The sequence below is a fragment of the Dietzia sp. JS16-p6b genome (assembly GCF_003052165.1).
Taxonomy (GTDB): domain Bacteria; phylum Actinomycetota; class Actinomycetes; order Mycobacteriales; family Mycobacteriaceae; genus Dietzia.
On the sequence record NZ_CP024869.1, the window covers coordinates 871174 to 894725 of the forward strand.

At 71.1% G+C, this 23552-nt stretch carries 24 protein-coding genes and 1 riboswitch; of the genes, 11 read left to right on the forward strand and 13 right to left on the reverse strand.

All coding sequences use genetic code 11. The annotated features are described in order from the left end of the window. Positions 1–58: 58 nt before the first annotated feature. Complete coding sequence (locus CT688_RS17645) at positions 59–226, reverse strand: hypothetical protein (protein ID WP_234414844.1); 168 nt, start codon at positions 224–226, stop codon at positions 59–61. Beyond that, complete coding sequence (locus CT688_RS03930; RefSeq protein ID WP_234414845.1) at positions 223–2424, reverse strand: helicase-associated domain-containing protein; 2202 nt, start codon at positions 2422–2424, stop codon at positions 223–225. Before CT688_RS03930 ends, CT688_RS17645 begins: the two co-directional genes overlap by 4 nt. A gap of 102 nt (positions 2425–2526) precedes the next feature. On the opposite strand from CT688_RS03930, the gene CT688_RS03935 reads away from it, so the two are divergent. Further along, the gene (locus CT688_RS03935) at positions 2527–2724 is read left to right on the forward strand and encodes a hypothetical protein (protein ID WP_107755836.1); all 198 of its coding nucleotides are present in this window, start codon (positions 2527–2529) and stop codon (positions 2722–2724) included. A gap of 124 nt (positions 2725–2848) precedes the next feature. Here CT688_RS03935 and CT688_RS03940 read toward each other — a convergent pair whose 3' ends face one another. After that, the gene (locus CT688_RS03940; RefSeq protein ID WP_107755837.1) at positions 2849–3469 is read right to left on the reverse strand and encodes a transglycosylase family protein; all 621 of its coding nucleotides are present in this window, start codon (positions 3467–3469) and stop codon (positions 2849–2851) included. A gap of 9 nt (positions 3470–3478) precedes the next feature. Beyond that, positions 3479–3637, reverse strand: a riboswitch (cyclic di-AMP (ydaO/yuaA leader). A gap of 178 nt (positions 3638–3815) precedes the next feature. Further along, the gene (locus CT688_RS03945; protein ID WP_107755838.1) at positions 3816–4097 is read right to left on the reverse strand and encodes a hypothetical protein; all 282 of its coding nucleotides are present in this window, start codon (positions 4095–4097) and stop codon (positions 3816–3818) included. A 121-nt stretch (positions 4098–4218) separates the two neighbouring features. On the opposite strand from CT688_RS03945, the gene CT688_RS17995 reads away from it, so the two are divergent. Further along, a complete protein-coding gene (locus CT688_RS17995) occupies positions 4219–4620 on the forward strand; it encodes a cold-shock protein (protein ID WP_107757986.1) in 402 nt (133 codons plus the stop codon). A 9-nt stretch (positions 4621–4629) separates the two neighbouring features. Here the strand turns inward: CT688_RS17995 and CT688_RS03955 are convergent, their stop codons facing one another. From CT688_RS03955 to CT688_RS03965, 3 genes are read right to left on the reverse strand one after another with little or no spacing between them, the layout of a single operon-like run. After that, the gene (locus tag CT688_RS03955) at positions 4630–5139 is read right to left on the reverse strand and encodes a DUF2771 family protein (protein WP_107755839.1); all 510 of its coding nucleotides are present in this window, start codon (positions 5137–5139) and stop codon (positions 4630–4632) included. Further along, entirely contained in the window at positions 5136–6527 is a 1392-nt protein-coding gene (locus CT688_RS03960) for an MFS transporter (protein WP_107755840.1), read from the reverse strand. Before CT688_RS03960 ends, CT688_RS03955 begins: the two co-directional genes overlap by 4 nt. Beyond that, positions 6520–7422, reverse strand: a complete 903-nt coding sequence (locus CT688_RS03965; RefSeq protein WP_107755841.1) for a glutaminyl-peptide cyclotransferase — start codon at positions 7420–7422, stop codon at positions 6520–6522. Before CT688_RS03965 ends, CT688_RS03960 begins: the two co-directional genes overlap by 8 nt. A gap of 57 nt (positions 7423–7479) precedes the next feature. Here CT688_RS03965 and CT688_RS03970 point away from each other — a divergent pair, with 57 nt between their 5' ends. Continuing rightward, on the forward strand, positions 7480–8373 hold the full coding sequence (locus tag CT688_RS03970; protein WP_197431501.1) for a DUF3027 domain-containing protein: 894 nt from the start codon (positions 7480–7482) through the stop codon (positions 8371–8373). A 46-nt stretch (positions 8374–8419) separates the two neighbouring features. On the opposite strand, the gene CT688_RS03975 is transcribed toward CT688_RS03970, so the two are convergent. Continuing rightward, on the reverse strand, positions 8420–8689 hold the full coding sequence (locus CT688_RS03975) for a DUF2530 domain-containing protein (RefSeq protein ID WP_031264944.1): 270 nt from the start codon (positions 8687–8689) through the stop codon (positions 8420–8422). 74 nt (positions 8690–8763) lie between these two features. On the opposite strand from CT688_RS03975, the gene CT688_RS03980 reads away from it, so the two are divergent. Both CT688_RS03980 and CT688_RS03985 read left to right on the forward strand, forming a co-directional pair. Beyond that, the gene (locus CT688_RS03980; RefSeq protein WP_107755843.1) at positions 8764–10230 is read left to right on the forward strand and encodes an NCS2 family permease; all 1467 of its coding nucleotides are present in this window, start codon (positions 8764–8766) and stop codon (positions 10228–10230) included. 12 nt (positions 10231–10242) lie between these two features. Further along, a complete protein-coding gene (locus tag CT688_RS03985; protein WP_107755844.1) occupies positions 10243–11076 on the forward strand; it encodes an RNA methyltransferase in 834 nt (277 codons plus the stop codon). A 15-nt stretch (positions 11077–11091) separates the two neighbouring features. Here CT688_RS03985 and CT688_RS03990 read toward each other — a convergent pair whose 3' ends face one another. The 3 genes from CT688_RS03990 to serC form a co-directional block, all read right to left on the reverse strand. Next, positions 11092–11988 carry a hypothetical protein gene (locus CT688_RS03990; protein WP_107755845.1) on the reverse strand — a complete coding sequence of 299 codons (897 nt, stop codon included), beginning with the start codon at positions 11986–11988 and terminating at the stop codon, positions 11092–11094. 8 nt (positions 11989–11996) lie between these two features. Then, positions 11997–12881, reverse strand: a complete 885-nt coding sequence (gene sepH / locus CT688_RS03995; RefSeq protein ID WP_107755846.1) for a septation protein SepH — start codon at positions 12879–12881, stop codon at positions 11997–11999. Between the two features lie 142 nt (positions 12882–13023). After that, positions 13024–14148, reverse strand: coding sequence for a phosphoserine transaminase (gene serC / locus CT688_RS04000; protein ID WP_107755847.1), 1125 nt, complete (start codon positions 14146–14148; stop codon positions 13024–13026). An 88-nt stretch (positions 14149–14236) separates the two neighbouring features. Here serC and pdxH point away from each other — a divergent pair, with 88 nt between their 5' ends. The 3 genes from pdxH (at position 14237) to CT688_RS04015 (ending at position 16745) form a co-directional block, all read left to right on the forward strand. Beyond that, complete coding sequence (gene pdxH / locus CT688_RS04005) at positions 14237–14902, forward strand: pyridoxamine 5'-phosphate oxidase (RefSeq protein WP_107755848.1); 666 nt, start codon at positions 14237–14239, stop codon at positions 14900–14902. A 165-nt stretch (positions 14903–15067) separates the two neighbouring features. Further along, positions 15068–16357, forward strand: a complete 1290-nt coding sequence (locus tag CT688_RS04010; protein ID WP_107755849.1) for a citrate synthase — start codon at positions 15068–15070, stop codon at positions 16355–16357. A 31-nt stretch (positions 16358–16388) separates the two neighbouring features. Continuing rightward, positions 16389–16745 carry an FKBP-type peptidyl-prolyl cis-trans isomerase gene (locus CT688_RS04015; RefSeq protein WP_107755850.1) on the forward strand — a complete coding sequence of 119 codons (357 nt, stop codon included), beginning with the start codon at positions 16389–16391 and terminating at the stop codon, positions 16743–16745. A gap of 104 nt (positions 16746–16849) precedes the next feature. Here CT688_RS04015 and CT688_RS04020 read toward each other — a convergent pair whose 3' ends face one another. Together CT688_RS04020 and CT688_RS04025 are read right to left on the reverse strand one after the other, a co-directional pair. Continuing rightward, positions 16850–18769, reverse strand: a complete 1920-nt coding sequence (locus CT688_RS04020; RefSeq protein ID WP_107755851.1) for a propionyl-CoA synthetase — start codon at positions 18767–18769, stop codon at positions 16850–16852. A gap of 62 nt (positions 18770–18831) precedes the next feature. Next, positions 18832–20358 (reverse strand): carboxyl transferase domain-containing protein, encoded by a 1527-nt coding sequence (locus CT688_RS04025; protein ID WP_107755852.1) that lies wholly within the window; start codon positions 20356–20358, stop codon positions 18832–18834. A gap of 148 nt (positions 20359–20506) precedes the next feature. Between CT688_RS04025 and CT688_RS04030 the strand changes: the two genes are divergently transcribed. From CT688_RS04030 to CT688_RS04040, 3 genes are all read left to right on the forward strand, one after another. After that, positions 20507–21253, forward strand: coding sequence for an enoyl-CoA hydratase (locus CT688_RS04030; protein WP_107755853.1), 747 nt, complete (start codon positions 20507–20509; stop codon positions 21251–21253). Positions 21254–21605: 352 nt separating this feature from the next. Continuing rightward, the gene (locus tag CT688_RS04035) at positions 21606–21896 is read left to right on the forward strand and encodes a DUF485 domain-containing protein (RefSeq protein ID WP_042329896.1); all 291 of its coding nucleotides are present in this window, start codon (positions 21606–21608) and stop codon (positions 21894–21896) included. Next, positions 21896–23518 (forward strand): cation acetate symporter, encoded by a 1623-nt coding sequence (locus CT688_RS04040; protein ID WP_107755854.1) that lies wholly within the window; start codon positions 21896–21898, stop codon positions 23516–23518. Before CT688_RS04035 ends, CT688_RS04040 begins: the two co-directional genes overlap by 1 nt. The last annotated feature ends 34 nt before the right edge of the window (positions 23519–23552 follow it).

The window sequence follows — 23552 nt, forward strand, 5'->3', positions numbered from 1 at the left end:
TCTCCTCGCGTGTCGCGGGTCCGGTCGGGCCCGACCCTCCAGTGTCCCGAATTTCGCCTCAGCGTGTCGGGTCGACGTCCGCGACGGAGATCACGCGGTGCAGCGGCAGGCTCACGGCCTCGGCGGAGTCGGGCTCGATTCCCTCGATCCGTCCCCCTGCGACGGAGACGGGGACGACGAGCCGCGACGTCGAACGGCCCTGCGCGTCTACCACCGAGACCGTCACCGCGGTGCCCGACCCCGCGGCCTCGTGCAGGCGGGCGATGGCGGCCTCACCGGTGTACCCGCCCCCGAGGGGCCACGGGCCGCGCGGACTCGGTCGGCCGAGCGCATCGCCGCGATCGCCGTACGGAGCTCCGAGGGGGTGGCCAGACGGGTCGGGACGCGGCGGGCCCGACCGGGGGCGGCGGCACGGACGCGGGCCATCGGGCGGGTGAGGGCGACGACCGCCCCGGAGGTGTCCTCGACGACGGGGGCGAATCCGTGTTCCCGGAGCGCCTCGACGAGGTCCAGCGGGCGGGCCTGGGAGATGAGGACGGTCGGGGCGACCGATCGCACCGCGCACCTCTCCACCACCGGCGAGCCCAGGACCTGCGCCACCAGCGACGGGTCGTCGCAGCGCAGGAACGACAACGCGGCCCCCGCCCGGAGCCGGCCGTGTCTGCGCGCCACGTCCTCGATGAGGTAGTCCAGGGACTGTGGGACCGGGGTGACGGAGGTCCGCGCCAGCAGTTCCCTGATCCCGGCGGCGGTCCGTCCCGAGTCCAGAGCCCGACGCAGCGACGTCTCGGTGACCCGGTAGGTGGTGGCGGCCCCCGCGGACTCGACATCGGCGAGCAGCTCGAAGTCCGCCGCGAGCTCCGGCACGAGCGGCCCGGGGGCGAGGATGGTGAGGTCGGCCTGGACGATCACCTCCGAGACGGGCTCGGGGAGCGCCGCGCTCAGGACCGGCTCGAGGTCGTCGACCGAGGGGGTCGCGGCGGGGGGACCGGAGACCAGGAGCCTGGCCGCGCTGGTGGCGGTCGTCCCCACCACGAGCCCGAGCCGCCTCGCCTCCGCGACGATCTCTGAGCACGGCCGTGACCCTGCCCGTGAGAACCACATGGGTGAGAACCAGCGCACCACCTCCGGCACCAGCTCGTCGCCCGGCGCGGCCCCGGGCTCGAGCCCGGACAGTGCGCGCAGAACCCGGTCGCGCTCGCCGGCCGCGGGCGGGCCCACCGGATCGCCGAGGGCGGGCACCGTGCCGCCGCCCTCGATCTCGGAACCGACCCGCCACGGCGCGCGGGGCATCGACCACCAGGCCAGGACGAGATCCGCCCAGCGCCGCGCCCGGTCGCGTGCGGCCCACACGTCCGCGGCCTCGGTCGGTGCCCACACCGAGTCGAACCCGGTCTCGCCGACGTCGGTGTCGCCGACGGCGATCAGACCCGCGGCGGCGAGGACCTCGAGCAGCAGGGGGAGTTCCGCTTCTCCCACCCCGGCGGACCGGGCGATCCGGCGCAGTTCCCGGACCCCCACCCCGCCGGCCTTGAGGGTGGCGGCGGGGTGGAGGGACAGCGTCGCGATGACCGCGTCGCAGCGGTGGAGGAGGTCGAGGGCGGCCACGCCCCCGGACGCGTCGATGCTGTCGCCGGACGACGTCCCGGCCGTCGCCCCGGTGCCCGCGGGCCTTCGGCTCCCCGTGCCCGATGCCGACCACCAGGGGAGGTCGAGGAGAGACGAGCCGCTCGACCGGGCTCCGTGCCTGGCCCGGTCCAGGGCGTGTGCGCGGGGCACGACCACCTCGCCGTCGCCGGTGGCGGTGACCGAGGCGAGGCCGGCCTCGACGAGCTCCGCCGCCGCTGCACGGACCGTCTCCGACGCGGCGGGCCCGAGGGAACCCGCGGGCGAGCGGCCGCGGGCGACCGCCGTGAGGACACCCAGCGCCCGGTCGGACAGGCCACTCCACGCGGCGTCGAGCCGGGTCCCGACAGGCTCCCCGGGACGAGGGGCCGTCACCGGCGCGGCGTCGACCGCCGCGCCGGTGACGGGCACGATCCGGGCGTGGGTGATCTCGCCCCAGAACAGCGCGAGATCACGGAGGGTGTCCACGGCCGCGCGGAATGCCGCGTCGCCCTGGTCGACACCGAGACGCTCCGAGACCGCACCGATCGGCACCGGGCCGGAGTCGGCACCGAGCGCGGCGGCCGTGGACAGTACGAGTAGTTCCGGCCAGGTGAGCGTGCCGAGCGCGCGGGCGGTCGACGCGGGCAACCGCAGCCGTGAGGCGAGAACTCCCAGTGACGCCGGGGGAGGGGTGGCCACGTCCGCGCGTCTCTCGCACAGCCGCACGAGCGTCTCGTCGGGCAGTCCGGCCAGCCAGGTGGGGAAATCGGGTTCCCCACTGGTGGGGTGCCGGGGCGTGGTGCGGGAGGTCGACATATCCGCACCAGCCTAGTGAGATGCGGCCGTCGGCGGGAACCGGTGGCGGTGGGGTCCGACCCAGGTGCTGACGGATCGGGCTCGAGGTGAGATGATGTCCACGTGGCTGCCAAGAAACTGACCTACGACAACCCGGGATGGCCCGACGCCTCGTTCGGCGAGCACCCGGTGACCGAACTGGCTGCGCTCGTGGCGGGGGGGTTGTCCCCCTTCGGGCAGGAGATCTTCCCGTTGCCGCAGGAGCGCCTGAACTACGTCCATCCGGAGACGGTGGTCAACAGGTCCCTGCCGTCCCGCTGACCCACCCACCGGTGCCCGGCGTCGGCGCGTCAGTCGGCGTGACGGCGTCGGTGTGGACGACAGAACGGCCCGCCACCCCCTGAGAGGGGGTGGCGGGCCGTTCTCGTGGCCGGTCCGACCCGGATCAGTTCGCCAGGTAGGTGGCGAAGAAGTCGTCCACGGCGGTCTGGTTCTCGGCGTAGGCGGCGTCGATGAGGTCCTTGTTGGCCTGGTAGCCGTCCGTGATCGGCAGGGCGAGTCCGCGGCCCTCGGCGAACGCGGTGAGCGTCGCGACGTGATCGGCGGCCGTGACCGCCACCGGAGCGGCGGGTGCAGCCGGGGCCGCGGCGGGCGCCGGGTTGGACAGGTCACGCGGGGTCGGCGCGGAGTTCAGGCCCAGCTTGGCCGAGCAGGCGGGCCACGCTCCCCAACCCTGACCCGCGAGGGTCCTCTCGGCGACGGCGATCTGCTGCTCGCGGGTCGCCTGGTTGGCGGTCGGAGCGTACTGGGTGCCGCCATAGGCCGCCCAGGTGCTCGGCGAGAACTGCAGTCCGCCGTGGTAGCCGTTGCCGGTGTTGATCCCCCAGTTGCCGCCGGCCTCACACTGGGCGAGACGATCCCAGTCGGAGTCCGGGGCCGCGTTGGCGGCCGGGGCGAGGGCGAGCCCGGCGGCGGAGAACGCGGTGCCCGCGAGGACCACCTTCACCGCCGTCCTGGGTGCGGAGGCGGGGGTGGCAGCGCGGTGGCGTCCGGTGTTCGAGGTCATATACGCGTCAGTCCTTTTCACTCGGTGCCTACGGGGTGAGCTGTCGGGTTCGGACGAGTGCGCCCGGCCGCGGATGGCGGCTTGACCCCAAGGCGACCTGTGGTCGCCGGCCCGGCAAGGGCCCTGATCGGGTCCCCCGTCCCCGCCCGGTTACGGTCACTGTCGCAACGGCCGCAGGGCGGGGTTCGGTGGTGCGTCCGATGCCAACTCGCTGACGAGTCTGACTCGAACAGTAGCGGGTTGATGCCGGATCGTCACCATTCTGAGATAAAACCAGGTCACGCAGAAGGGCGGCTATCAGTGTTATCCGCTCGTTACCTGGAGATTCGCGGACGTGTGGGTTCCGTCACGCCCTGGGCGGCCGGGAGCCGAGGATGGCGTACAGCAGCCCCAGGAGGAACCCGACCGGGGTGAACACCATCGCGCCGACGTAGAGGAACGTGGGGGCGTCCCGGTCCAGCACGAACGGGGTGAGTGCGGCGAGGATCGTGAAGACGACTCCGACTGCGAAGACGGCCAGGGCGGCGACGAACAGCCCGCGACGTCTGGGGCGGGACGGGGTGGGCTGGGCCGCGTGAGGGGTCCAGGGGTCAGGGTCGTCGGCCGGGGGTCGGGCATCTGAGGTCACACCGGGCAGGCTACCGGCCCGATGGGGGCACCGAACCGCCACCTCGGCGAGGGTAGGCTCGACGGCGACGTGGTGATGGTCGGTCGCACCTGTGCGCGATCGTGTGGAGAGGTGGTTCGCGGTGCCCAGTGGCAGGGTCAAGTGGTACGACGCGGAGAAGGGATTCGGTTTCCTGTCCCATGAGGGCGGGGAGGACGTCTACGTCCGGTCCGACGCCCTTCCTGCCGGCGTGGACACGCTCCGGCCCCGCCAGCGGGTGGAGTTCGACATGGTCTCCGGTCGGCGCGGCCCCCAGGCGCTCCGGGTGGTCGTCCACGAGGAGCCCACCGTCGCGCAGGACCGTGCGCCCCGGGGTGGCCCACGGCACTCCCCGGATGAGCTGCACGGGATGGTCGAGGACATGATCAAGGTGCTCGAGTCGACCGTCCAGCCCGAGTTGCGGCGCGGCCACCGTCCCGACCACAAGGTGTCGAGCCGGGTGGCATCGGTTCTCCGCGGGGTCGCCCGCGAACTGGACGCGTGACCGGCAGGATCAGTCCGCGTAGTCGAACCCGACCGACCACTCGCCGCTGAGGATCGTCTCCGAGCCGTCCGCGGCGTAGACCAGCGCGACCGCCCGGAGCGCCAGCCCCTCGATCCGTCCCTCGTCGGGAAGGGTGACCGGGACGAGCAGTTCGCCGGGCCCGTCGGGCTCGACGGTGTACTCGCGGAACCCGTCCGCGCGGACCTCGTAGACGTCGAGCGTGGCGCGGCGCAGCTCGACCGGGAGCCGAACCGTGAGCGTGTGCTCACCCGAGATGACGAACCGGCCCACCGGATTGGCATAGGTGGTGCCGTCGAGGTCCGTGGCCGCGAACGGAGGGACCTCGACGTGATCGCGGTCGGTCGCGACGGTGATCGACGGCACCGACCCGTGGCGTGAGGCCGAGCCCTGCCACGCCCCCACGATCGCGGCGATCATGACGACCACCCACGCCAGGATCGCCCAGGTGACTGGACGAACGCGGGGGCCGGAGGCGGGGGCATCGCTGCGGGAGCTCACTCCTCCATTCTGCCCAGCAGGCGTGCGCCGAACGAACGGGGGTCACGTGGTTCTCCGGGGAACCGGGGTCGGTTGCCGCCGAGCCCGGGCACGAGCGTGGATCCGCGCGCGGTCAGGAGGGACTGCGCGAACAGCAGGGCGCCGACGACCGCGATCACGCCGAAGCCCACGGTGAAGTCCGGCGGCAGGAGGACCCCCAGCGCGCCGCCCGCGACCCATGCCAGCTGCAGAGCCGTCTCGGACCGGCCGAACGCCGACGACCGCGCGGAATCCGGGATGTCCGTCTGGATCGAGGCGTCGAGCGCCACCTTGCCGAGCGCGCTGCTCACCGCGGCCACGAGCGCGAGGGGGGCCGCCGCCCAGATGGAGCCGAGGACCGCCGCCACCACCGCGGCCGACAACGCGGCCCCCGCCGCCGTCGTGGTGATCCGGCCCGGGCGGCCCAGCGGGAGGCGGGCGCCCACGGCGTTGCCCGCGAACGTGCCCAGACCTCCTGCCACACCGGCGATCGCGAGCATCCCGGCCTGTTCCGCCGCCGTGGCGTTCTCCTGGGCCTTGGCCACGAACGCCAGGAACAGGGTGAGGAAGCCGGTCATGAGACGGACCATCGACACGGCCCAGAGGTTGGCCAGGACCTGACGACCCAGTGGCCGGGTCAGGACGGCCTTGAGTCCGCTGACGAGCGGACGGCCGCGGTCCATGCGCAGGGTCGCGGACTCCTCGTCGAGCGAGGCCTCGGCGCGGGCGGGGATGGTCATCGCGACGTATGCCGACACGAGCGCCACCACGGCGAGCAACCAGAGCGCCGCGTCCGAGCCCCACAGCCAGGACACGGCCCCGGCCAGGGCGCCCGCGATCAGTGACCCACACACGTGGCCGAGCACGGTCAGTCGGGAGTTGGTCCGGACCAGGTCGAGCGCCGGCGGCAGGACGTGGGGGGTGATGGAAGCCTTGACCACGCCGAAGGTCTTGGACAGGACGAGCATTCCCAGGGCGAGGGGGTACAGCAGCCACGAGTCGAAATTCAGCGCGAGGATCACCGCGAGCACCGCCCGCAGGGTGAAGGTGAGCGACACCGTGAGGCGCCGCCCGCTGCGAAGCCGGTCGAGCGCCGGTCCGATCACCGGGGCGATCACCGCGAACGGTGCCACCGTCACCAGCAGGTACAGGGCCACGTTGCTACGCGACTCGGCGGTGGCGGCGGAGAAGAACAACGTGTTGGCCAGGGCGACCGCGAGGATGGCGTCGCACGCGAAGTTGGCGACGGTGACGTAGCTGAGCTGCGACAGGCCCGATCTGTTCGCCCCGTCGGCGTGGAAGACCCGCCGGACGCCTCGGCCGATTCTGGCCGCGGCACGGCGGGCCGGACCGGGGGAGCGGTCACCCAATGAGGCGCACCTCGTACATCGTGGGCCACAGCTTCCCGGTGAGCAGCACGTTCTCCGAACCGGGGAGCGCGGCGATCCCGTTGAGGACCGCCTCCGGGCTGGCGGGCCGGGGCCGCTCGAGCGCCGAGGCGTCGTAGATGGCGGTGACCGCGCCGGTGGCCGGGTCGATGCGGATGACCTCGTCGGTCATCCAGACGTTGGCCAGGACGGAGCCGTCCGTGCACTCGAGTTCGTTGATCTGGCGGACAGGCGCGCCCCCCGAGGTCACCGCGACCGTGCCCGTGGGCTCGAAGGTGACGGGGTCGCGGAACGTGAGCTCGTCGGAGCCGTTGCTCATGATCAGCCGCCCGCCGTCGAAACACAGACCCCAGCCCTGACCCTGGTACGGGGCCTCGGAGCGCACCTCGAGGGTCCGGGGATCACGATTGTGGGCGATCCCGTTGGTCCAGGTCAGGGTCCAGAGCGTGTCCGGTGTGACGGCCAGGCCCTCGCCGAACTCGTGGTCGGCCATCTTCACGGAGACGGTGGGCGGGCCACCGGCGAGAGGGCGGCGCTGCACCTCGGAGTGGCCGTACTGCCCGGTCGACTCGTAGATCTCGTCACCCACCACCTGCAGGCCCTGCGTGAACAACGCGGGGTCGTGCTCGAGGGTCCGGACGACCTCGACCGAGCCCCGTGTGGGACGCGGCTCGGACGGGCCCACCGGCACGTGTTCGCCGGCCGTGGCGCCCGAGCCCGAACCCGACCCGGTGGGCATGCTCGACGACGCCAGTGAGGCCTCGGCGGGCGTGGGGCTCCCGGCGAAGTCGGAACCCGTCGAGGAGCACGCCGCGACGGCACCGACGAGGGACAGTGTGACGGCGAGAGGGCCGAGGGTGCCGAGGACGCTGCGCATGACTCAAGAATGCCGTACTCCGGGCCGAACCGCGACGTCGTGGCGATGGCGCGCATAATGGGTCGGGTGAACACCGAGGTAGACACGGATCAGGAGGCGGACCCCGTGAGCACCGATCAGGCCTCGGGCTTCGACGAGGCCCTGCGCGAGCGACTGGCCTCGGGCGTCGACGTGGCCCGTGCGGCCGTGGAGGAGTTCGCGGTCCACGGGGTGGGTGAGCACCTGGGGAGCGTCGTCGAGGCGCCGTTCACCACGACCCACCGCTTCGCGTCCGACCTCGCCGGCTACCGGGGGTGGTACTGGGCCTGTGTCCTGGCGCTGGTCCCCGGCGGTGAGGTGACGGTCGACGAGATCTCCCTCCTCCCCGGGCCAGGGTCGGTCGTGGCCCCGGAATGGGTGCCCTGGGAGAAGAGGATCCGGCCGGGAGATCTGGGTGCGGGCGATCTCCTGCCCCCTGCGGAGGATGACGAGCGACTGGTGCCCGGGCAGTTCCTCACCGGAGACGACGAGCTCGACGAGGTCGCCGGCCCCGTGGGCCTCGGACGGCCCCGGCACCTGAGTCGGGAGGGCCGGTCGGCCGCCGCCGCCCGTTGGGCCGCCGCGCGCGGCCCGGACTCCGAGATCGCCCGCGGGGCCAGGCACCACTGCGGGTCCTGTGGTTTCCTGCTCCCGATCTCCGGTTCGCTGGGGGCGATGTTCGGGGTGTGTGCCAACGAGTACTCCGCCGACGGGCAGGTTGTTCATCTCCAGTACGGCTGCGGCGCCCACAGCGAGGTGCAGGTGGCCACCGAGTCCACGGCCCCTGTGGCCGAGGCGTATGACGACGCAGCCGTGGACGTGGTGGTCCTTCCCCAGCAGCTGGCGGCCTCGGCCGCCCGGGCGCGCGGGGCGGCGGACGCCCAGGACCAGGTAGGGGAGACCGGTCAGGCGAGCGCTCCCGACCAGGCCTGACCCCGCCGACCAGGCCTGACCCCGCAGACCCCTCGGGCGGGCCGGCTCACGTGTGGTCGAAGTCGAGACCGACCTGTGCCCCCGCGCTGCCGCGCAGGACCGCACGCCGCTGGAGCGCGTACACGAGCGTGCCGATCGCACCCACACCCACACCGACCGCGCAGAGGATGACCGCGCGCATGTCCACCTCGTCCATGAGCATCATCGCCAGGAGGGCGATCGTCCACGCGAGGGTCCCGATGAGGACGACGGGCCGCGGGTCCAGGAGGTAGCCCGGGATTCGGGGCACCTGCGGCTCTGTCGGCCTCTCGGTCATGACCGCGACGCTACCGCAGGCGGAGGGCCGGTTACCCTATGACGGTTCCTCACCACCGCCAGGAAGGTCTCCAGATGTCGCAGAGCACCGGGGCCCCGTCGCGGTCCCCAGCACGGGGCCCCCTCGACCGGTACTTCAAGATCAGCGAGCGCGGTTCGACCGTGTCCCGCGAGGTGCGCGGCGGGGTGGTCAGCTTCTTCGCGATGGCCTACATCATCGTGCTCAACCCGCTGATCCTCGGTTCGGGTGTCGACGTCGAGGGCAACCAGCTGTCGATCATCGAGATCGCCGCGGTCACCGCGTTCACCGCCGGGGTGATGACGGTGGCCTTCGGCGCGATCGCCCGCTATCCGTTCGCCTTCGCCACCGGCCTGGGCATCAACTCCCTGGTCGCGGTCACCATCGCCAGGCAGGTCACCTGGGCCGAGGCGATGGGGCTGATCGTCATCGAGGGCGTCATCATCGTCATCCTCGCGGTGAGCGGGTTCCGCAAGGCGGTCTTCGACGCCATTCCCCCGGACCTCAAGGCCGCCATCGCCGTGGGCATCGGGCTGTTCATCGCCATGGTCGGGTTCGTCGACTCCGGGTTCGTGCGTCGACTCCCCGACGCCGCGGGCACCACGGTGCCGGTGGGGCTGGGGATCGAGGGATCGATCGCGTCGTGGCCCACGGCCGTGTTCGCGTTCGGGCTGCTGCTGTGCGGGATCCTCGTGGCCCGTCAGGTGCGCGGCGGCATCTTCATCGGCATCGTGGTCACCACCGTCGTGGCCATCATCGTCGAGGCGATCGCGGACGCCGGCCCGTCGTTCGTCGACGGCGAGCCCTCGCCCACGGGGTGGAACCTCGCGGTCCCGGGCATTCCAGAGACGCTCGGCGGACTGCCCAACCTCTCCCTCATCGGGCAGGTGGACCTCTTCGGCGCATTCGTCCGCATCGGCCCCCTTGCCGCCGGCCTGTTCGTCTTCACCCTGCTGCTCGCGAACTTCTTCGACGCCATGGGTACCTTCACCGGCCTGGGCAAAGAGGCCGGGCTCATGGACGAGAACGGCAACCTGCCCAACATGAAGACCGCGCTCGTGGTCGAGGGAGTCGGGGCCGTCGCCGGTGGATTCACCTCGTCCTCCTCCAACACCGTCTTCCTCGAGTCGGCGACGGGTATCGCCGAGGGCGCCCGAACCGGACTGGCGAACATCGTCACGGGTGTCCTCTTCCTCGTCGCGATGTTCTTCACACCGCTCTACGAGGTCGTCCCCGTCGAGGCGGCCGCCCCCGCGCTCGTGGTGGTCGGCGCGCTCATGATGTCGCAGATCATCAACATCGACTTCACGAGATTCTCCATCGCCCTGCCGGCGTTCCTCACCATCGTCACCATGCCGTTCACGTACTCCATCGCCAACGGGATAGGGATCGGGTTCGTGGCCTGGGTCGTGATGGCCACGGCCACCGGCAAGGCCCGGTCGGTCCACCCGCTGCTGTGGGTGGTCGCGGCGGCGTTCCTCGTGTTCTTCGCGATCGGGCCCATCACCGACCTTCTGGCCTGAGCGGCGCGGACAGTGCTCGTCGCCGACGTCTCCGATCCCGCCGATCCCCGGCTGGACGACCTCCGCGATCTCAACCACTCCGACCGCCGCCCCGACCTGCCGGGAGGGCGGGGCCTGGTGATCGCCGAGGGCACCTACGTGGTGGGGAGGATGCTCCTGTCCCGGTTCCGGCCGCACCTCCTGCTGGGGACCGACGCCCGACTGCGGCAACTGCGCCGCGAGGCGACCGCGGAGGGCTGGGATGCCGACGAACGGGCCGCCGGAGCCGTCTACCTGCGCACCACCAAGGACGTGCTCAGCGAGGTGATCGGGTTCCGGTCCAGCCGCGACATCCTCGCCGCCGCCCACCGGCCGGCCCCGCTCGACGTCGACGCGGTCGTGGACGGCGCCCGGACCCTCGTGGTGCTCGAAGGGGTCAACGACCCCGAGAACCTGGGGGCCATCTTCCGCAACTGCGCGGCGCTCGGTGTCGACGGGGTGCTGTTCGGTGCCGCCACCGGGGACCCGCTCTACCGGCGGGTGGTGCGCGTGTCCATGGGACACGTCCTGCGGTTGCCGTTCGCGCACCTGCACGGGACCCCGACCACCTGGCACCGCTCCCTCGGGGATCTGCGAGCGCGGGGTTTCACCACCGTGGCGCTGACCCCCTCCGGGGAGGTTCCGCTCTCCCGCGCCGTCGACGCCGACAAGGTGGCCTTCGTCCTCGGCGCCGAGGGGCCGGGGCTCACCGAGCACGCGATGCGTGCGTGCGACGTCCGGGCGGCGATACCCATGACAGCGGGAACCGACTCGCTCAACGTGGCCACGGCTGCGGCCGTGGCGTTCTACGAGCGGTCGCGCGACTAGGGTCCGGCGGCGTCGTCAGCGCCGGTTCGCCAGACGACGGTTCATCGCCCCGCCGGCGCGCCGCACGGTGTCACCGAGGACGCCGGCGATCCTGCGGACGGCCCCGGTGACGGGAGAGGAGGCCCGCGCCACCGCGGGGACGAGCGGCGCCCGTTCGTAGTCGTCGTCGGCGTACGGGGAGGACGAACCGGCATCTCTGCTGGCGGGGTGGGAGTCGCGACGGGTGGCGGCATGGAGTTCGGCGCGGCCGGGAGAGCCCACCACGTGCACCGCGGCCCCGGTGGGCGCGCTGCGTTGGCGGACCTCGCGGCGCCCGTCGGTGGCGAAGCCGTGCACGGGGACGTCGAGCCCGCCCGGCGACAGATCGAACCCCAGCCAGTCACGGTGGGCGGCGTGGAGTAGCGACGACGGCGAGAACGGGAGCGCGAGCGGCGTGTCGTCGGCGCCGGCCGGCGGGAACTCACCCGCCCAGTAGGGCCGCTCGAACGGCAGCGGCATGCCCTCGTCCTCGACGATCCGGTCGTCCGCCCCGGCGAACGAGCGCACCAGCCGACCCGACTCCCACCGGGCGAACCCGCTGATCCCGTGGTCGGGGTCGTGCGAGAACAACAGAACCGTGGGAGCCTCCACGAGGCGTAACCACGTCTCGTCGGTCGCGGAGGGCAGTACGGGCTGCTCGAGCTGGGTCTGCAGAACGGTCAATCCGGGATACGACCCGACGTACACCTCACCGGGACCAGCGGATGCCGACCGGTTGAGGGGGAACATCCCCAGCGAGGCGAGTGTGACGGTCGGGTGGAGGCGGGAGAGCAGACGCCGGGCGAACCCGGGGTCAGAGGGGTGGCCGGACCTGATGGGAGCGGACGGGTCGTCCGTTCCGACATACCAGAAGGTCGCGACGTGGTGGCCCATGGCGGGTCTCAGTCGTCCTTGCCACGGACGCCGAGCAGGACGTCCTCCCACGAGGGCATGGTCGGGTGCCGACGGGCGGTGCGGCGCTCGGGTTCGGCAGGCGGGTGCTGCAGGAAGTGGTCCTCGACGGGGTCTTCGGGGTCTGCTGACGCGGACCCGGGGGAGTGTCCGGCCTGGGATGTCGACCTCTCGACCGGGGCGGCCTCCGACCCACCGCGCGCGGGGCGGACGGGCGTCGGCACGGAACGGATCGGCGGAGGTCCCGGCGGGAGCGGGGGAGGCGAGGTGACGGTGCGCAGAGCCGTGGCGCGGGACGGATCGAGGAGGCGCTCGGCCTCGTCGTCCAACGCCCGGGCGGACCCCCCGTGGGAATCGGGGACGAATGACCAGGTCGCCGAGGCGTCGTCCGAGAGCCCGGCGGGCCAGGAGACCCGGACGATCCATCCACCGGCACGGTCGCGCCAGGCGTCCCACGCGACGACGTCCGGGTCGACGCCGCGGTGATCGAGGGCGGATTCGACCCTGTCGGCGAGGGTGTCGAGCGCGGGTCCGTCCGGGAGGACCGGGTGCGACGCCCGCGCGAGTTCGGCCGCGGTCGCGCGCTCGAGGAGCACGGGGACGGCGAATCCCTCGATCCGGGACATCGGGACCCCGGCGTCGGCGGCGACGTCCTCGGGGGAGGCGCCGTGCCGGATCCGGTCCTGGATCTCTCGCGGGCGCAGCGTGCCCGTGACGGGAACGCTCCGGGACGCCTCGGGGGTCACGGCTTCTCCGCGGGCGGCGGCGCGGAACCTGTCGTCGAGGGGGAGGGCCAGGGTCTCGCCCGAGTCGGGGAGCTCACACTCGACCACGGCCGAGTCGGCGTCCACCCCGATGATCCTCAGCTTCCGCATACCGCCTCCTCGACTCCTCGCGGTCCCCTGGGCGGCTCGAACGGCGCGCTCCCGGGCCCCGGGCGTTCCCACCATCGTAGGTCAGCACAGCCCACCCGGCGTCGTGACGGGCCGGGTGGGCTGCGGAATTGTGGGCCGGGGGTCAGCCGAGCTGCCCCACCACGTGGTCGATGCACCGGGTCAGTCGCGTGACGTCCTCGGGGTCGATCGCCGGGAACATGCCGATGCGGAGCTGGTTGCGGCCGAGCTTGCGGTACGGCTCGGTGTCGAGGATGCCGTTCGCCCGCAGGGTCTTGGCGACCAGTGCGGCGTCGATCGACGCGTCGAGGTCGATGGTGCCGACGACCTGCGAACGGTGGGCGGGCTCGGTGACGAAAGGCGTGGCGTAGTCGCTGGCCTCGGCCCAGTCGTACAGGCGGGAGGACGAGTCCCGGGTGCGCGCCACGCACCAGTCCAGACCGCCCTGGGTGTTCATCCACTCGATCTGGTCGGCGAACATCAACAGGGTGGCCACGGCCGGGGTGTTGTACGTCTGGTTCTTGGAGGAGTTGTCCACCGCGGTGGGCAACGAGAGGAAGTCCGGGCACCAGCGGTCGGTGGCCGCGATCTCGGACACGCGCTCGAGGGCGGCCGGGCTCATGATCGACACCCAGATGCCACCGTCGGAGGCGAAGCACTTCTGCGGCGCGAAGTAGTAGACGTCGGCGTCGGAGATGTCGACGGGAAGCCCGCCGGCCCCGGAGGTGGCGTCGATCGCGACGAGGGCGTCCTCCGAGCCCGCCGGGCGGGTCACCGGCACCATCACACCCGTGGAGGTCTCGTTGTGCGCCCAGCCGATGAGGTCCACGGACGGGTCCGAGGTGGGATCGGGCGCCGACCCCGGCTCGGCCGAGACCACTATCGGGTCGGCGAGGAAGGGCGCAGCGCCGGTGACCTTGGCGAACTTCGAGGAGAACTCACCGTAGGTCAGGTGGAGGGACTTCTCGCGGACCAGGCCGAACGCCGCGGCGTCCCAGAACGCGGTGGTGCCGCCGTTGCCCAACACGACCTCGTATCCCTCGGGGAGGGAGAACAGGGAGGACAGGCCCTCACGGATCCTTCCCACGACGTTCTTGACCGGCGCCTGGCGGTGGCTGGTGCCCATCACCGAGGTGGCGGCGGCGGAGACGGCCTCGATCTGCTCGGGGCGGACCTTGGACGGGCCGCAGCCGAAGCGGCCGTCGGCGGGCGCGAGGTCGGCGGGGATGGTGGGCAACTGATCGCTCATGCTCGTGGGGTGCCGTTCCTTGTGGTGGGATTCTCGATCGTCACCATCCTAGTCGGGGGCGCGTCGGCCTCGGAGTAGCGTCTGGGACATGGGCGATCCCGCAATCGAACCGGCCGACTTCGACACGATGCGCGTCGGATACGGTCTGCACACCAGCCTGGACGTGGGCGATCTGCACGACGGCTGGCTGCCGCTCTTCGCCGCGTGGCTCGAGGAGGCCGGCCACCGGGGTGTGCGCGAGCCCAACGCGATGGTCCTCGGCACCGTCGGCGTCGACGGCAGGCCGTCGACCCGGACGGTGCTGTGCAAGGGCGCGGACGACCGGGGCCTGACGTTCTTCACGACGATGAGCTCCCGCAAAGGTGTGCAGTTGGCGCGGTCCGGGTACGCCTCGGCGACGTTCCCGTGGTTGACGGTGGAACGCCAGGTCCACGTCGAGGGCCGCTGCAGTCCACTGGAGCGGGCGGAGAGCCTGGCGTACTGGCGTACGCGTCCGAGGGGGTCCCAGGTGGCGGCGTGGGCGTCGGAGCAGTCGCAGCCCGTGGGCGGGGTCGAGGAGTTGAACGCGCTCTACCGGGTCGCCGAGGAGCGGCTCGCGGACGTCGAGGAGATCCCGATGCCCGACCGGTGGGGTGGATACCGACTTCGCCCGGACCGTGTGGAGTTCTGGCAGGGGGGTCGGGACCGGTTCCATGACCGGGTGGAATGTCTCCGGGAACAGGGGGGGTGGACGGTCCGGCGGCTGCAACCCTGACCCGCTGACGGGTCGCGCACGCGTATCGGCCCCCCGGGCGGGCACGGCCCGGGGGGAGCGGACCGGTGCACGCTTCGGAGCGCGGGCGACCGTCACGGTAGGGTGTGGCACAGCACATTCGTGGCGGGAGATGCCGCCGGGACCAGTCGTCGGAGAGGGAATCGCGTGACCGCAGGCTCGAACGGTTCGGACCGCAAGGCAACACTGTCCTATCCCGGCGGTGAGCTCGCGCTCGACGTGGTGGACGCGACCTGCGGAAGCGACGCGGTGCAGTTGGGTTCACTGCTGGCCAAGACCGGGATGACCACACTGGACGTCGGGTTCGTCAACACCTCCGCCTGCACCTCCTCGATCACCTACATCGACGGCAACGAGGGCATCCTGCGTCACCGCGGGTATCCGATCGACCAGCTCGCCGACAACGCCTCGTTCCTCGAGGTCTCCTACCTGCTCATCTACGGTGAGGACCCGACGGAGGCCCAGCTCGCGGAGTTCACCGAGAAGGTGCTCGGGGAGACCGCGCTGCCTGGCCAGATGATGCCGCTGCTGCAGGCGTTCCCGCTGGACACCCACCCGATGCCCGTCTTCTCCGCCGGTGTGAGCCTCTTCGGGACCCACGGGGACGACCTCGACATCGACGACCCCAAGGCCGTGGACCTGGCCACCGCCCGGCTGTTGGGCCGCGGCCCGACTCTCGCCGCCGCCATCGAGCGCATCCGACGTGGCCATGACGCCGTCGATCCGGACCCCTCGCTCGGATACGTCCGAAACTTCCTCCGTATGACGTTCGGGCCGGACTACGAGGTCACCGACGAGATCGCCGACGCCCTCGACATGCTGCTCGTCCTCCACGCGGACCACGAACAGAACTGCTCCACCTCGACCGTCCGCATGGTCGGGTCCTCCGAGGCGCCGTTGTACGCCTCCATCACCGGCGGCATCAACGCCCTGTACGGGCCGCTGCACGGTGGGGCCAACCAGGCCGTGCTCGAGATGCTCGAGCGCATCGAGTCGGAGGGCGGCGACGCCACCGACTACATGGATCGTGTCAAGAACAAGGTGGACGGCGTCAAGCTGATGGGCTTCGGCCACCGCGTCTACAAGAGCTATGACCCGCGCGCCCAGATCGCGAAGAAGCACGCGCACGCCCTGCTGTCGCAGAGCAACGACCCTCTTCTCGAGATCGCGCTCAAGCTCGAGGAGACCGCGTTGGCCGACGACTACTTCGTCGAGCGCAAGCTCTACCCGAACGTGGACTTCTACACCGGCCTCATCTATCGCGCGATGGGCTTCCCCACCGAGATGTTCACCGTGCTGTTCGCGCTCGGCCGGATGCCGGGGTGGATCGCGCACTGGCGCGAGATGCGCGAGGATCCGTCCACCAAGATCAACCGCCCGCGCCAGGTCTACACCGGCCCGGCCGAGCGGAGCTTCACCCCGATCAGCCAGCGCTGAGCCCGGGAAACGGACTCCAGGAGGAGACACCATGGACAAGCCCGAGATCGACATGCCGACCGGCCCCGCCCCCACTGACCTCGTCAGCGCGGACCTCACTGTCGGGGAGGGCGCCGAGGCGGTGGCCGGCGGTAACGTCACCGTCCACTACGTCGGTGTCGACTACGAGACCGGCGAGCAGTTCGACTCCTCGTGGGACCGGGGCGAGTCCATCACGTTCCCGCTCAACGGCCTCATCCAGGGCTGGCAGGAAGGGATCCCGGGCATGAAGGTCGGGGGTCGCCGTCAGCTGGTCATCCCGCCGGACAAGGCCTACGGGACCTCCGCGGCCCTGCACCCGCTCGGCGGCAAGACCCTGGTGTTCGTCATCGATCTGCTCGACGCCTGAGACCGCCCCCGTCTCAACCCGACGCCCCGCCCCCCGTTCCGGGGGGCGGGGCGTCGTCGTGTGCGGGGTCCGCCGCGGCGACCACGGGTGACGGCCGGCGCGCCCTATTCCGCCGGTCGGAGGAACGGTGTGAGTGCATCGAGCACGGCCGGGTCCTCGATCGTCGACGGGACTGTGACGTCCTCGTGTCCGTCCGCGATCTGTCGCATCGTCTTGCGCAGGATCTTGCCCGACCGGGTCTTGGGCAGGCCCTGCACGACCGTGCAGTCGCGGAAGGTGGCCACCGCGCCGATCTCCTCGCGGACCATCGCCACCAACTCCGCCCGCAACTCCTCGGGATCGCGGACCTGACCGGACTTGAGGACCACGTACCCGACCGGCCGTTGGCCCTTGAGTTCGTCCTTCACACCGATGACGGCGGCCTCGGCCACCGCGGGGTGGGTGGCGATCACGGCCTCCATGGAGCCCGTCGACAACCGGTGGCCGGCGACGTTGATGACGTCGTCGGTCCGGCCCATGACGTAGACGTAACCGTCGGAGTCGATGTAGCCGCCGTCTCCGGTGGAGTAGTACCCGTCGAAGACGGACATGTACGAGGAGATGAACCTCTCGTCGTCCTCCCACAGGCCCGACAGGGTGCCCGGCGCCATCGGCAGCCGGATCGCCAGGTTGCCCTCCTCCCCCGCGGGCAGTTCAGTCCCCCCGGCATCCAGGACGCGCAGGTCGTATCCGGGTACGGGCACGGTGGGGGACCCTGCCTTGATCGGCATAGGCTCGAGACCGCGCAGGTTGGAGGCGATGGGCCAGCCCGTCTCGGTCTGCCACCAGTTGTCCACCACGGGCTTGCCCAGCTTCTCCGTGGCCCATCGATAGGTGTCGGGATCCAGCCGTTCGCCCGCACAGAACAGGGTGCGCATACCGGACAGGTCGTACCGGGCGATCTCCCGGCCCTCCGGGTCCTCCTTACGGATGGCCCGGACGGCCGTGGGCGCGGTGAACAGCGCGGTGGCCCCGTGCTCGGCGATCACCCTCCAGAACGCGCCGGCGTCCGGGGTGCCGACCGGTTTGCCCTCGTAGATGATGGACGTCGCGCCCACCAGCAGCGGGCCGTAGACGATGTACGAGTGTCCCACGACCCAGCCGACGTCCGAGGCCGTCCACCAGACCTCGCCGGGGCGGACCCCGTAGACGTTCCACATCGACCACGCCAGCGCGACGGCGTGGCCACCGTTGTCCCGCACGACGCCCTTGGGCAGGCCCGTGGTCCCGGACGTGTACAGGATGTACAGCGGGTCCGTCGCGGCGACGGGGACGGGCCCGGTCGGCTCCGACCCCGCGACCGCCTCATCCCAGTCGCTCCAGGTGGTGCCGGGGGTCTCGGGAAAGGACTCGTCCGGGAACTGGTCCGGTCGGTCGGCGACGATCACCGCACCCGGTGTGTGGCGGGCGAGACCCAGGGCTTTGGCGACCATCGGGAAGTAGGGGACCTTGCGGGTGGGCTCGATTCCGCCGGGCGAGGTCACCACCACCTTCGGCCGGGCGTCGTCGATGCGTATGGCCAGCTCCGGCGCGGCGAAACCCCCGAACACGACGGAGTGCACGGCGCCGATCCGGGCGCACGCGAGCATCGCCACGGCCGCGCGGGGAACCATGGGCATGTAGATCACGACCCGGTCGCCGTGGCCCACTCCCTCGGCGACGAGCGCACCCGCGAAGGCCTGGACCTGCTCGAGCAACTGGGAGTACGTGATGGTCTCGGTGGCCCCGGTCACCGCCGAGTCGTAGATGAACGCGGCCTGGTCCCCTCGTCCCTCCTCGACATGGCGGTCGAGGCAGTTGTACGACGTGTTGAGTCGGCCGTCGGGGAACCAGCGGTAGAACGGCGGCCTGGACCCGTCGACCGCGGTCGTGGGGGGCGTGGTCCAGTCGATGGCGCCGGCGGCCTCCAGCCAGAAGGCATCGGGATCGGTGATCGAGAGCCGGTGGGCCTCGGCGTAGGTCGACGAGGTCGTGGAGTCCGACATCGGTTGAGCCTCTCGTGCGGCGATGCGGCCCCCGAATCAGTGCCGACGGCCTGTGACGCGTTTCACTCTAGTCTCAGACCGAGGTCCCGATACCGCGACATCCGCTCCGCATACCTCCGCTCGGGGGGACGTCGCCTGACCTCGACGAGAGCCGAGGCGACGGCGTCCGCCAGCCGGTCGCAGAAGGCGTCCGGTTCGTCCGCCGCATCGGGTCGCTCGGGGACGACCACGTCGACGATCCCCGCCCGGAGGAGGTCGGACGAGGTGATCCCCTGGGATCGCGCCACCTCGGGTGCCCGGGTGGTCTCGTGGTAGAGGATCGCGCTCGCGCCCTCGGGGGGGAGCGGGGCGAGCCACCCGTGACGGGCGCACAGCACGCGGTCCGCGGGGAGCATCGCCAACGCGGCGCCCCCCGTGCCCTGGCCGAGGATCACCGAGACCGTCGGGGTGGGCAGGGTGACCAGGTCGGCCAAGCTGCGGGCGATCTCTCCCGCGAGACCGCCCTCCTCGGCCTCTCGGGACAACGCGGCCCCGCGGGTGTCGATGAGCAGGACCAACGGGACCCCGATCTCGGCGGCGATGCGCATGCCGCGCCGCGCGGAGCGAAGTGCGGACGGGCCGAGCGGGCTCGTCTCGTTCTCCGCGTCACGGTCCTGGGCCAGCACCACCGCGGACTGCCCTCGGAACCGCGCCAGGGAGAGCAACAGCGACCCGCTGTCCTCGCCCTGACCGGTGCCCGAGAGCGGGACCCGGTCCGGGGCAACACGCTCCAGGAACGACCGGGCACCGGGGCGGTCGCGGCGGCGGGAGCGGACGATGGCGTCCCATGCGTCGGGCGGCTCGGCGCGGTCGGACTCCGGCTCGGGGACGGGCCCGTGCGGTGGCGCCGGTTCGTCCTGACACGGGGGGTCCTGGCAGAGGACGCGCAGGGCCCGCGCCGTGAGGTCCCGCACCCCCTCCGGGGGGAGTACGCCGTCGATCATGCCGCGGCGGGCGAGGTTCTCCGACACCTGCACGCCCTCCGGGAAGGGGGCCTCGTAGAGCGCCTCGTACACCCGGGGTCCCAGGAACCCGATCAACGCGCCGGGTTCGGCCACGGAGACGTGGCCCAACGACCCCCACGAGGCGAACACCCCTCCGGTGGTCGGGTGGCGCAGGTAGACGAGGTAGGGGAGCCCCGCCGACTTGTGCCCGGCCACGGCGGCGGAGATCTTGACCATCTGCAGGAAGGCGATCGTGCCCTCCTGCATGCGGGTCCCACCGGACGTCGGGGACGCCAGGATCGGCAGGCGCTCGGCGGTGGCTCGCTCGATCGCGGACACGATCCGCTCCGCCGCCGCGATTCCGATCGAGCCCGCGAGGAAGTCGAACTCGCAGGCGATGAACACCACGCGCCGACCCAGGAGGGTCCCCTCACCGGAGATGACGGCCTCGTCCACCCCGGACACCCGCGCCGCGCGCTCGAGGGAGTCCTCGTACCCCGGGACCGAGTCGACCTGGGGCGAGCGCAGCGGCGGGCCGTCCCAGGACCGGAACGACCCGTCGTCGAGGACCATGTCGAGGATCTGCAGAGCTCCGGTTCTGGCCATGGACGCATCGTACGGTGGGCGCGTTCACCAGCAGGTATCCTCGGTCACGGGTGCAGGAGAGTACCCCCGCCTCGAGTCCGCCACGACCAGACCGCGACGACCAGACCGCGACACAGAAGACCGCGACGCACCGGAAGGCCCCGCCGCCATGATCGACACACGCAGTGACGGACCCGTCGCCGTCGTCACCATCGACCGTCACCGCACCCGCAACGCCCTCGACGCGGAGGTCTGCACGGCCCTGCGGGAGGCGATCGAAGTCGCGGGAGCCGCGGCGGAGGGTGAGGACCCGGTCCGGGCGATCGTCATCACCGGGGCGGGGTCGGCCTTCTGCGCCGGCGCCGACCTGTCCGGCGGCGTGTACAACCTGAACTTCTACGACGCCCACGCCGCGATGCTCGAGGCGGTGGAGTCGGTGCCGGTCCCCGTCATCGCGGCCGTCAACGGGCCCGCAGTCGGCGCCGGGGTCCAGCTCGCCCTGGCCGCCGATCTCCGCGTCGTGGCCCCCGGCGCGGTGTTCGCGGTACCCGTCGTGAAGGTGGGGTTGGCCCTGGACAACTGGACCATCAAGCGGCTCGCCAACGTGGTCGGGGGAGGACACGCGCGGTCGGTCCTCATGACCGCGCGTCCGGTGGGCGCGGAGGAGGCGGCCCGGATCGGCCTGGCCAACGAGATCGGTGACCTCGACACGGCGATGGAACTCGCCGCGGAGATCGCGCGGTTCGCCCCCCTGAGCCTCCGGCACATCAAGTCCGTGATCAATGACGACGACGCCCGGCTCCTGCCCCGCGACGAACACACCGAGCTGCAACAACTCGCCTGGCGTAGCGAGGACATGGCCGAGGCGCGGGCCGCCCGCGCGGAGAAGAGGCCACCGGTGTTCCGCGGTCGATGACCTGAGTGTCAGCGGGCCCGAGCGGCGACCGGCCCGCACGTCCGCTGTTTCCGGAGGGCGCCGGGGTCATCGGTGAGCGACCTCACCCCTCGACCCCCCGGATTAGGTGGTCTACCCCTCCGACGGGGGTGGGTCCACCAGGACTTTTGGCGAATCAGCCTCCGGGGGACACACCGCACTCGGCAAAGGCTTGTGTCCCGTGTCACACTTCTTCCGTCCAAATCTGTGAGGCCCATCACTACAGCGGTGCGGCTCGAGACAATTGAAACGGAGGACCTCCGTGTCCCAGCCAGCTGATCCACCGGTGGGAGGATCGTCACGACGCAGCCCGGAGCCGGCTGACTTCGAGGCGATGCACTCCAGCCCGGAATTCCAGGAGTTGCGCAGCAAGTTCAGGGCGTTCGTCTTCCCCATGACGATCGCCTTCCTCGTCTGGTACTTCCTGTACGTGCTCCTGGCGGTCTATGCGACCGACTTCATGGCGACCAAGGTCTTCGGGAACATCACCTGGGGGCTGATCATCGGGTTGGCGCAGTTCGTCACCACGTTCCTCATCACGTTCCTCTACATCCGGTTCGCCAACCGGGTGGTCGATCCCCGCGCGGAAGCGATCCGCCACGAGCTGGAAGGTGAGGTGGCCTGATGGGCGACTGGCTGTACAACATCCGCGAGCTCGCCCCCGGTGAGCAGGTCGGCAGCACGCTTCTCAACATGGTCGTGTTCGGGATCTTCATCGTCGTGACCATGACCCTCGTCCTCCGGGCGTCCAAGTCGACCAAGTCGACCAAGGACTTCTACACCGGTGGCTCCACCTTCACGGGGCCGCAGAACGGGTTCGCGATCGCCGGTGACTACCTCTCGGCCGCCTCGTTCCTGGGCATCGCCGGCGCCATCGCCATCAACGGTTACGACGGTTTCCTCTACTCCATCGGGTTCCTGGTGGCGTGGCTGGTCGCGCTGATGCTGGTCGCCGAACTGATGCGCAACACGGGCCGGTTCACGATGGCGGACGTGCTCAGCTTCCGTCTCAAGCAGCGGCCCGTCCGCATGGCCGCGGCCCTGGCGACCCTCTCGGTGTGCCTGTTCTATCTCATCGCACAGATGGCGGGCGCCGGCGGTCTGGTGGCGCTCCTGCTCAACATCAACGACTCCACCGGGCAGGCGATCGTCGTGGCGGTCGTCGGGCTCCTGATGATCGTCTACGTGCTCGTCGGTGGCATGAAGGGCACCACGTACGTGCAGATGGTCAAGGCCGTCCTCCTGGTCGGCGGCGTGTTGATCATGTGCCTGTTCGTCCTGGTGGCGGTGCGGGGCAACTTCTCGGCGCTCCTCGGTGAGGCCGTGGCCAACTCCGGCAGGGACCTCCTGCAGCCCGGCCTGCAGTACGGCGCCACCGAGACGAGCAAACTCGACTTCATCTCCCTGTCGATCGCCCTGGTCTTCGGTACCGCGGGCCTGCCCCACGTGTTGATGCGCTTCTACACGGTCCCCACCGCCAAGGAGGCCCGCCGCTCGGTCACCTGGGCGATCGCGCTCATCGGGTCGTTCTACCTGTTCACCCTGGTCCTCGGTTTCGGTGCCGCGGCGATGGTGGGGTCGGAGGTGATCGAGGCGGCGCCCGGTGGCGTGAACTCGGCGGCCCCGCTGCTGGCCTTCGCGCTCGGCGGGGAGATCTTCCTCGGGATCATCTCGGCGGTCGCCTTCGCGACGATTCTCGCGGTGGTCGCGGGTCTCGCCATCACGGCCTCCGCGTCGTTCGCACACGACATCTACAACGGCGTCATCAAGCACGGGAAGGCGACCGAGAAGGCCCAGTTGCGGGTGTCGCGGATCACCGTCGTGGTGATCGGTATCGCGTCCATCATCATGGGGATCGGCGCCATGGGGCAGAACATCGCCTTCCTCGTGGCCCTGGCGTTCGCCATCGCGGCCTCGGCGAACCTGCCGACCATCCTCTACTCGCTGTTCTGGAAGCGGTTCAACACCACCGGCGCGCTGTTCTCGATGTACGGCGGCCTGATCAGCACACTCGTGCTGATCGCGCTCTCGCCCGCGGTGTCGGGCGGCCCGAAGTCGATGATCACCAGTGTCGACTTCTCGTTGTTCCCGCTGTCCAACCCGGGCATCGTGTCGATCCCGCTGGCGTTCCTCCTCGGGATCATCGGCACCTTCCTCGGCAAGAAGGACGAGTTCCCGGAGAAGCGGGTCGAGATGGAGGTCCGTTCCCTCACGGGTGTCGGTGTGGAGAAGACGATCAACCACTGATCCCACTCGTCCATCCGGACCCGACGCCGGCCCG

Coding starts and splice junctions, on each gene's coding strand:
- CT688_RS03965 (WP_107755841.1), bottom strand. CDS start 7,422: ATGCGCAGCGTCCTCGGCACCCTCGGCCCTCTCGCCGTCACACTGTCC.
- pdxH (WP_107755848.1), top strand. CDS start 14,237: ATGGGCGATCCCGCAATCGAACCGGCCGACTTCGACACGATGCGCGTC.
- CT688_RS04015 (WP_107755850.1), top strand. CDS start 16,389: ATGGACAAGCCCGAGATCGACATGCCGACCGGCCCCGCCCCCACTGAC.
- CT688_RS03990 (WP_107755845.1), bottom strand. CDS start 11,988: ATGGGCCACCACGTCGCGACCTTCTGGTATGTCGGAACGGACGACCCG.
- CT688_RS04025 (WP_107755852.1), bottom strand. CDS start 20,358: ATGGCCAGAACCGGAGCTCTGCAGATCCTCGACATGGTCCTCGACGAC.
- CT688_RS03940 (WP_107755837.1), bottom strand. CDS start 3,469: ATGACCTCGAACACCGGACGCCACCGCGCTGCCACCCCCGCCTCCGCA.
- CT688_RS03980 (WP_107755843.1), top strand. CDS start 8,764: ATGTCGCAGAGCACCGGGGCCCCGTCGCGGTCCCCAGCACGGGGCCCC.
- sepH (WP_107755846.1), bottom strand. CDS start 12,881: ATGCGGAAGCTGAGGATCATCGGGGTGGACGCCGACTCGGCCGTGGTC.
- CT688_RS04040 (WP_107755854.1), top strand. CDS start 21,896: ATGGGCGACTGGCTGTACAACATCCGCGAGCTCGCCCCCGGTGAGCAG.
- CT688_RS03970 (WP_197431501.1), top strand. CDS start 7,480: ATGGGTCGGGTGAACACCGAGGTAGACACGGATCAGGAGGCGGACCCC.
- CT688_RS04035 (WP_042329896.1), top strand. CDS start 21,606: ATGCACTCCAGCCCGGAATTCCAGGAGTTGCGCAGCAAGTTCAGGGCG.
- CT688_RS03930 (WP_234414845.1), bottom strand. CDS start 2,424: ATGTCGACCTCCCGCACCACGCCCCGGCACCCCACCAGTGGGGAACCC.
- serC (WP_107755847.1), bottom strand. CDS start 14,148: ATGAGCGATCAGTTGCCCACCATCCCCGCCGACCTCGCGCCCGCCGAC.
- CT688_RS03975 (WP_031264944.1), bottom strand. CDS start 8,689: ATGACCGAGAGGCCGACAGAGCCGCAGGTGCCCCGAATCCCGGGCTAC.
- CT688_RS04030 (WP_107755853.1), top strand. CDS start 20,507: ATGATCGACACACGCAGTGACGGACCCGTCGCCGTCGTCACCATCGAC.
- CT688_RS04020 (WP_107755851.1), bottom strand. CDS start 18,769: ATGTCGGACTCCACGACCTCGTCGACCTACGCCGAGGCCCACCGGCTC.